This is a genomic window from Micromonospora sp. NPDC049580, from assembly GCF_040675595.1.
In the GTDB taxonomy this organism is placed as follows: domain Bacteria; phylum Actinomycetota; class Actinomycetes; order Mycobacteriales; family Micromonosporaceae; genus Micromonospora.
In genome coordinates this window covers 1-6,946 of record NZ_JBFAPG010000340.1, presented here as the reverse complement: position 1 = coordinate 6,946, position 6,946 = coordinate 1, and the positions used below count along the sequence as shown (strand labels likewise).

At 73.5% G+C, this 6,946-nt stretch carries 5 protein-coding genes; 3 read left to right on the top strand and 2 right to left on the bottom strand.

The annotated features are described in order from the left end of the window. On the bottom strand, positions 1–2,515 hold a 2,515-nt coding region (locus tag AB0J68_RS23275; RefSeq protein WP_363940459.1), incomplete at its 3' end, for an FtsX-like permease family protein. Then, positions 2,512–3,270, bottom strand: a complete 759-nt coding sequence (locus AB0J68_RS23270) for an ABC transporter ATP-binding protein (protein WP_363940458.1) — start codon at positions 3,268–3,270, stop codon at positions 2,512–2,514. The genes AB0J68_RS23270 and AB0J68_RS23275, both read right to left, overlap by 4 nt. Positions 3,271–3,417: 147 nt before the next feature. On the opposite strand from AB0J68_RS23270, the gene AB0J68_RS23265 reads away from it, so the two are divergent. The 3 genes from AB0J68_RS23265 (at position 3,418) to sthA (ending at position 6,881) form a co-directional block, all read left to right on the top strand. Further along, on the top strand, positions 3,418–4,620 hold the full coding sequence (locus AB0J68_RS23265) for a histidine kinase (RefSeq protein ID WP_363940457.1): 1,203 nt from the start codon (positions 3,418–3,420) through the stop codon (positions 4,618–4,620). Continuing rightward, positions 4,617–5,255, top strand: coding sequence for a response regulator transcription factor (locus tag AB0J68_RS23260; protein ID WP_363940456.1), 639 nt, complete (start codon positions 4,617–4,619; stop codon positions 5,253–5,255). The genes AB0J68_RS23265 and AB0J68_RS23260 overlap by 4 nt, the downstream gene beginning before the upstream one ends. A gap of 222 nt (positions 5,256–5,477) precedes the next feature. Continuing rightward, positions 5,478–6,881, top strand: a complete 1,404-nt coding sequence (sthA, locus tag AB0J68_RS23255) for a Si-specific NAD(P)(+) transhydrogenase (protein ID WP_363940455.1) — start codon at positions 5,478–5,480, stop codon at positions 6,879–6,881. Positions 6,882–6,946 lie beyond the last annotated feature (65 nt).

The window sequence follows — 6,946 nt, the reverse complement described above, 5'->3', positions numbered from 1 at the left end:
CCACCACCGGGCTGACCCGCGACGCCCGCCGCGCCGGCAGCACGCCGGCCAGCGCGGTCAGCCCGACCAGCGCCGCGAAAAGCCCGACCAGCGACAGCACCGGCAGCGACAGCGGCGCGTTGAGCCCGAGCGCCCGCACCGCCAACCAGGCGTACGGGACGCCGAGCAGCAGACCGAAACTCGCACCGATCACCCCGTAGAGGCCGGACTCGACGGTCAGCATCGTGCGCAGCCCCGCCCGGGACAGGCCGACGGCGCGCAGCAGCCCGGACTCGCGGACCCGCTCGACGACCGACAGCGCGGTCGTGGACCCCACGCCGACCACCGCGATCAGCACGGTCAGGCTGACCAGGCCGGCAGTGATCCAGACCAGGGCGTTCAGCACCGCGTCGTTGCGATCCCGCTCGTCGGCGAGCACCGCGATGCCCAGCCCGGCGCCGTTCCCGATCGCCTGCCGCAGCGCCCGCACCCCGGCGGTGCGGCCGTCCTCGCCCGCGTGCGCCGCGTCGGCCAGCAGACCGGTGTACGCCGTCGGCCCGCCGATCCGGTCCAGGTCGGCACGGTCGGCGAGGATGCCCGCGTACAGGGGGCCACGGTCGGGCAGGACCGCCGCCACCCGTACGTCGACCGTCCGCCCGTCGCGGGCCAGTGTCACGGTGTCGCCGGCCCGCAGCCCGGCGTTGCGGGCGACCCAGTCACCGAGCACGATCCGGCCAGGTCCACGGTCGGCGAGGGTGCCCTGTGCCACGTCCAGGTCCGCGGTGGTCGGCAGCGCCGACATGTCGAGGTCGGTGGTCGAGTATCCGGACTCGGTGTCGCCGAGCCGTTCGGCGCCCCGCATCAGCGCGACGTCGTGGACCATCCGGTACGGCACGACCCGGGTCAGCGCGCCGGTCGCCGCCCGCGCCCTCGTCACCACGGCGACCGGCAGGGTCGTACCGTCACCGGCGGACACCTCGAAGTCGGCGGGCGCGGAGAGCGCCATGTCACGATCGGCGACGACGCGCATCGACGCGCCGCCGATGACCACCCCGGAGATCAGGGTCACGCCGAGCGCGACCACGACGGAGACGGCGGCGGCCCGCCGCGGCGTCCCACCGATCCCGCCGACCGCCAGCCGCCCCAGCGGTCCGACCTGGCGCAACGGCCAACCCGCCACGGCCAGCACCGGGCGCACCAGCAGCGGCCCGAGGGCGACCAGGGCGAAGAACGCCAGCGCTCCCGAGGTGACGAGCAGCAGCAGCGCCGCGCTCGGGTCGTACGACTCCTGATCCGGCGTCGGCAGCCGCCGCACCGCCGCGACGGCGGCCAGCAACGCGCCGAGGACCAGCAGCGCGCCGGACACCAGACGCGGCGCTCCGATGCCGCGCCGCCCGGCGGTCACGCTCGCCGCCCGCAGCGCCTCCAGGGGCGAGACCCGGGCGGCGGAGAACGCCGGCGCCAGCACCGCCACCACGGTGAGGACGACCGCGCCGAGCACCACCGCGACCGCCGCCCCCAGCGACAGGCCCGGCGACGAGACCGCCATGCCCCAGGCGCGCAGGACCATGGGGAGGACCTGCCCGGCGGCGAGGGCGCCGACGACCCCCACGACACCCGCGACCAGCCCGGTCAGGGCACCCTCGGCGGTCAGCGCGACCACCAGCCCGCTCCGGCCCGCGCCCACCGCCCGCAGCAGCGCGAGGTGCTGCATCCGCTGGGCGAAGACGATGCGGAACGTCGAGGTGACCACCAGCGCCGCGGCGACCACCGCGACCGCGACGAACATGCCGACCAGCGCGAACAGCCTGCCCACCTGCTCGGCCGCCGCGTCGGCCTCGGCGTCGCGCACCTCGGCGCCGGAGCGGATCGGCTGATCGGCCGGGACCATCGCGGTCACCCGGTCGCGAACCGCCTCCGCCGCGCCGGCGGCTGTCCGCACGTCGATCCGCTCGACGGTGCCGACGTGACCCCACGCGGCCACCGCGTCATCCGGGGCGTACGCGTCAAAGCCCCCGTCGTCGGGAGTGTCGACCACGCCGGTGACGGTGAGCGGCGCCCCGGTGGTGAGGTCGCCGCCCGTCCCGGTGGTCACGGTGCCGACCGCCAACCCCAGCCGCTCGACCGTGCGGCGGGTCACCGCGATCTCGCCGGGCTGATCCGGGTAGCTGCCCTGGACCAGGCGGACCGTCGCCAGCGGGCCGGCGCCCGGGTCGGTCCGCAGGTTGAGGTAGCCCTCCGCGAGGGAGACCCCGAGCGTCGTCCGGCCCACCGCCTCGGTGACACCCGGCAGGGCGCGGACGTCACGCAGCGCCGCCACGGTGGGCGGTGGCTGCTGCGGGTCACCGATGACCAGGTCGGTGGCGGCCGGCGTGCCGCTGAGGTTGTCCCGCGCGGTCCGTTCGGTGATCTCCTGCGCCAGCACGGTGCCGAAGACGACGAACGACGCGACGAGGATCGCCAGGCCGGTCAGGATCAGTCGACCCGGGCGTCGGGCCGCGGCGCTTACCTGGGTACGCAGCACCGTCGCCCTCACGCGGGAACCGCCAGCTCGCGCAGCGCGTCGGTGACCGAGCCCTGGTCCGGCTCGGCGATCTCGCCGGCGACCCGGCCGTCGGCGAGCAGCACCACCCGGTCGGCGTACGCGGCCGCGATCGGATCGTGGGTGACCATGACGACAGTCTGGCCCAGGTCGCGTACCGAGTCGCGCAGGATGGTGAGCACCTCCGCCCCGGAGCGGGAGTCGAGGTTGCCGGTCGGCTCGTCGGCGAAGACGACCTCGGGCCGCGACACCAGGGCCCGGGCCACCGCCACCCGCTGTTGCTGGCCGCCGGAGAGTTCGCTGGGCCGGTGCCCGAGCCGCTGCCCGAGGCCCAGCACGTCGACGAGGTGCGCGAGCAGGTCACGGTCGGGTTCCCGGCCGGCGAGATCCAGCGGCAGGGTGATGTTCTGCGCGGCGGTGAGCTGCGGCAGCAGGTTGAACGACTGGAAGACGAAGCCGATCCGGTCGCGGCGTGCGCGGGTCAGCGTGCGGTCGGACTGACCGGTCAGCTCCGTGCCGCCGAGCAGGACCCGACCGGAGGTGGCCGTGTCCAGGCCGGCCAGGCAGTGCATCAGCGTCGACTTGCCGGACCCGGACGAGCCCATGATCGCGGTGAACTCGGCCCGACCGAAGCCGACCGAGACGCCGTCCAGGGCGCGGACCGCGGTGTCGCCGCTGCCGTACACCTTCACCAGGTCGACCGCGGCGACGGCGGCCTGCCCGGTCGGCGGCGGGGCGTGGGTTGTCATGGGTTCCTCCAGTGGCTGCGATGTGACCCGGGAAGCCTCGCCCGCGCCGGGTGGGAGCCGCATCGGTCGGTGGTCGGGGAACGCCCACGCCGGGTCTGTCTTTCGGCCGATCTGCCCGCGCCGTCCGCCTGGCTACGCTGGGTCACGATGAACGCGCCGGGATTCTCGACATGGTGGGTACGCCTGGGCCAGCTCGCCGGTCTGGCGGCGCTGGCCCTGCTCGGTGCCTTCGACCTGCGGTACGGCCTCTACACCGGGGTGAGCGCGGCCGAAGCCCTGCGCGCCCTCGTGCAGGTGGGGTTGGCGTTGATGACCGCGGTGGTCTGGCTGCCCGTGCACCGGCAGGGGTCCCGCTCCCTGCCGCTCGCGGCGCTCGTGCTCGGCGCCACCTCACTCGCCGTCACCTTCGGCTTCCTGGTGCTCAGCACGAGCGGCAGTTATCTGCTGGGCGGCAGCTGGGGGCTGGCCGAGTCCGCCGGGATGATCGCGGTGGTGTTCGTGGTGACCCGGTGGGCCGCCGCACGGCTCGCTCCGTGGGCGGCGGTGCTCGCCGCGCTCGCTGCCGCCGCGCTGCCGCTGCGCGCCGGCGCCGACTACGTCTACGTGATCTTCGGGCTGCTCCAGGCGCTCGCCGCGATCGGCGCCGCCGCCGTCGGGATCTACCTGCGCGTCGTCGCCGCCGGGCGGGAGCGGGCCATCGCGCTGGTACGGGCCGAGCAGCGCGCCGAGTTCGCCCGCGACCTGCACGACTTCATCGCCCACCACGTGACCGGCATCGTGGTGCAGGCGCAGGGCGCCCGGTTCGTCGCCGAGCAGGACCCGCAACGGGTGATCGTCGCCCTGGAGCAGATCGAGCGGGCCGGCGCCGAGACGATGGCCTCGATGCGACGGATGGTCGGCGTGCTGCGCAATCCGGACGCCCCGCCGGACGCGCCGCTGGCCCCACTGGCCGGCGTGGCCGACCTCGCGCCGCTGCTGCAGGGCCACAACGACACCACGAACGCACCGGCCCGGCTGTACGTCGACGGTCCGCTCGACGAGCTGCCGGTGGAGGTGTCGACCTCGGCGTACCGGGTGGTGATGGAGGGGCTGACCAACGCCCGCCAGCACGCCCCGGACGCCCGGTCGGTGGCCGTGTCCGTGCGTCGTACGCCGGACTGGCTCCTGGTCCGGGTCGCCGACGACGGCGCGACCCCGCGTACCGCTCCCGCCCGGGGGCACGGCTTCGGCCTGCTCGGCCTCACCGAGCGGGTACGCGCCCTCGGCGGCACGATCACCGCCGGGCCGGGCATCTCCGGCGGCTGGGTGCTCGACGCCGCGTTCCCACTGCGGTCGGCGGTGGCCCGATGATCCGGGTGCTGATCGCGGACGACCAGGCGATGGTCCGGACCGGCTTCGGCATGATCATTGGAGCGCAGCCGGACATGACGGTGGTCGGCGAGGCCGCCGACGGGGTCGCCGCCGTCGAGATGGCCCGGCGGCTACGCCCGGACGTGGTGCTGCTGGACATCCGGATGCCCCGCCTCGACGGCCTGCAGGCGTTGCGCCTGCTCGCCGGGCCGGGCGTCGCCGACCCGGTGCGGGTGGTCGTGGTGACGACCTTCGACCTCGACGAGTACGTGCACACCGCGCTGTCCAACGGCGCCTGCGGCTTTCTCCTGAAGGACTCCGGCCCGGCGCTGCTCGTCGAGGCGGTTCGCGCGGCCGTCTCCGGCGACGCGCTGATCAGCCCGTCCATCACCGTACGACTGCTGGAGCACCTCAGCCCGCCCAGCGCGCCGCGGGACGACGCCGGCCTGTCCCCGCGGGAACTCGACGTCGTGAAGCTCGTCGCCCGGGGCCTGACCAACGCGGAGATCGCCGGTCAGCTCTTCATCGCCGTCGGCACCGTCAAGACCCACCTCGCCAGCGTGCAGACGAAGCTCCCGGCCCGCAACCGCGTCGAGATCGCCGCCTGGGCCTGGGAACGCCGCCTCGTCCGCTGAACGACGACCCGACCGGCCGAACAACAGCTACCTGCGGGTACGCAACACCGGCCACAACGCGGTGATCAGGCCCGGCGGCACCGTGTCGCTGGGCGTCGTCTCCACCGGAACGCAGGTGCCGGAGGAGGTCACGCTGAACGGCGGCATCTGCGTGGTGGCAGACAAGTAACGCTCACGTCCGGGGTCTGGCGTCGATGGCGACATCTTGCGACGCTAACGATCGTGTATGACTACGACCTGTTGGTGCTGGGCTCCGGACCCAGCGGTCAGAAGGCCGCGATCGCCGCCGCCAAGCTCGGCAGGCGGGTCGGCATCGTGGACCGCCGCGACATGATCGGTGGGGTGTGCATCAACACCGGCACCGTCCCGTCCAAGACGCTGCGCGAGGCCGTGCTCTATCTGACCGGCCTGAGCCAGCGCGACCTGTACGGCAGCAGCTACCGGGTCAAGGAGGAGATCACGGTCAGTGACCTGGCCGCCCGCACCCAGCACGTGATCACCCGACAGACCGACGTCATCCGCAACCAGCTCGCCCGCAACCGGGTCGCGATGATCACCGGGACCGGGCGCTTCGCGGACGCGCACTCCATCTGGGTCGACGCCGGCTCCGGGCGCGAGTCGAAGGTGACGTTCGACAAGGCCATCATCGCGGCCGGCACCCGCCCGGCCCGCCCGGACAGCGTCGACTTCGACGACCGGACCATCGTGGACTCCGACGGCGTCATCAACCTCCAGGCCGTCCCGCGCAGCATGGTCGTGGTCGGCGCCGGTGTGATCGGCATGGAGTACGCGTCGATGTTCGCCGCCCTCGGCACCAAGGTGACCGTCGTGGAGCGCCGCGATCGGATGCTCGAGTTCTGCGACGACGAGGTCGTCGAGTCGCTGAAGTACCACCTGCGTGACCTGTCGGTGGCGTTCCGCTTCGGCGAGGAGGTCGCCGCGGTGGAGAAGCACCAGACCGCGGCGCTGTGCATCCTCAAGAGCGGCAAGAAGATCGTCGCGGACACCGTCATGTACTCGGCCGGCCGGCAGGGCCAGACCGACGACCTGGCTCTGGAGGCGGCCGGGCTGGCGGCGGACCGACGCGGCCGGATCGCTGTCGACACCAACTACCGCACCCCGGTCGACAACATCTACGCCGTCGGCGACGTGATCGGCTTCCCGGCGTTGGCGTCCACCTCGATGGAGCAGGGCCGGCTGGCCGCGCAGCACGCCTGCGGCGAGCCGATCCGGGAGATGCACGGCCTGCAACCCATCGGCATCTACACCATCCCGGAGATCAGTTTCGTCGGCCAGACCGAGGCCGAGCTGACCGACTCGTCGACGCCGTTCGAGGTGGGCATCGCGCGCTACCGCGAGCTGGCCCGTGGCCAGATCGTGGGCGACTCGTACGGGATGCTGAAGCTGCTCGTCTCTCCCGAGGACGGCCGACTGCTCGGGGTGCACGTGTTCGGCACCGCGGCGACCGAGATCGTCCACATCGGGCAGGCGGTGATCGGCTGCGGCGGCACGATCGACTACCTGGTCGACGCCGTGTTCAACTACCCGACCCTGGCCGAGGCGTACAAGGTGGCCGCGTTGGACGCGTCCAACAAGATCCGCAACATCACCCGCATCGACGGCTGACCCCGGACCCCCACCCCCACCCCCAACCCCGGCCCCGGCCCCGGTGATCAAGAGGTTTGCGTCAC

Bases quoted from the DNA above. Each gene is read 5' to 3' on its own strand.
- AB0J68_RS23270 (WP_363940458.1), bottom strand. From the start codon at position 3,270: ATGACAACCCACGCCCCGCCGCCGACCGGGCAGGCCGCCGTCGCCGCG.
- AB0J68_RS23260 (WP_363940456.1), top strand. From the start codon at position 4,617: ATGATCCGGGTGCTGATCGCGGACGACCAGGCGATGGTCCGGACCGGC.
- AB0J68_RS23265 (WP_363940457.1), top strand. From the start codon at position 3,418: ATGAACGCGCCGGGATTCTCGACATGGTGGGTACGCCTGGGCCAGCTC.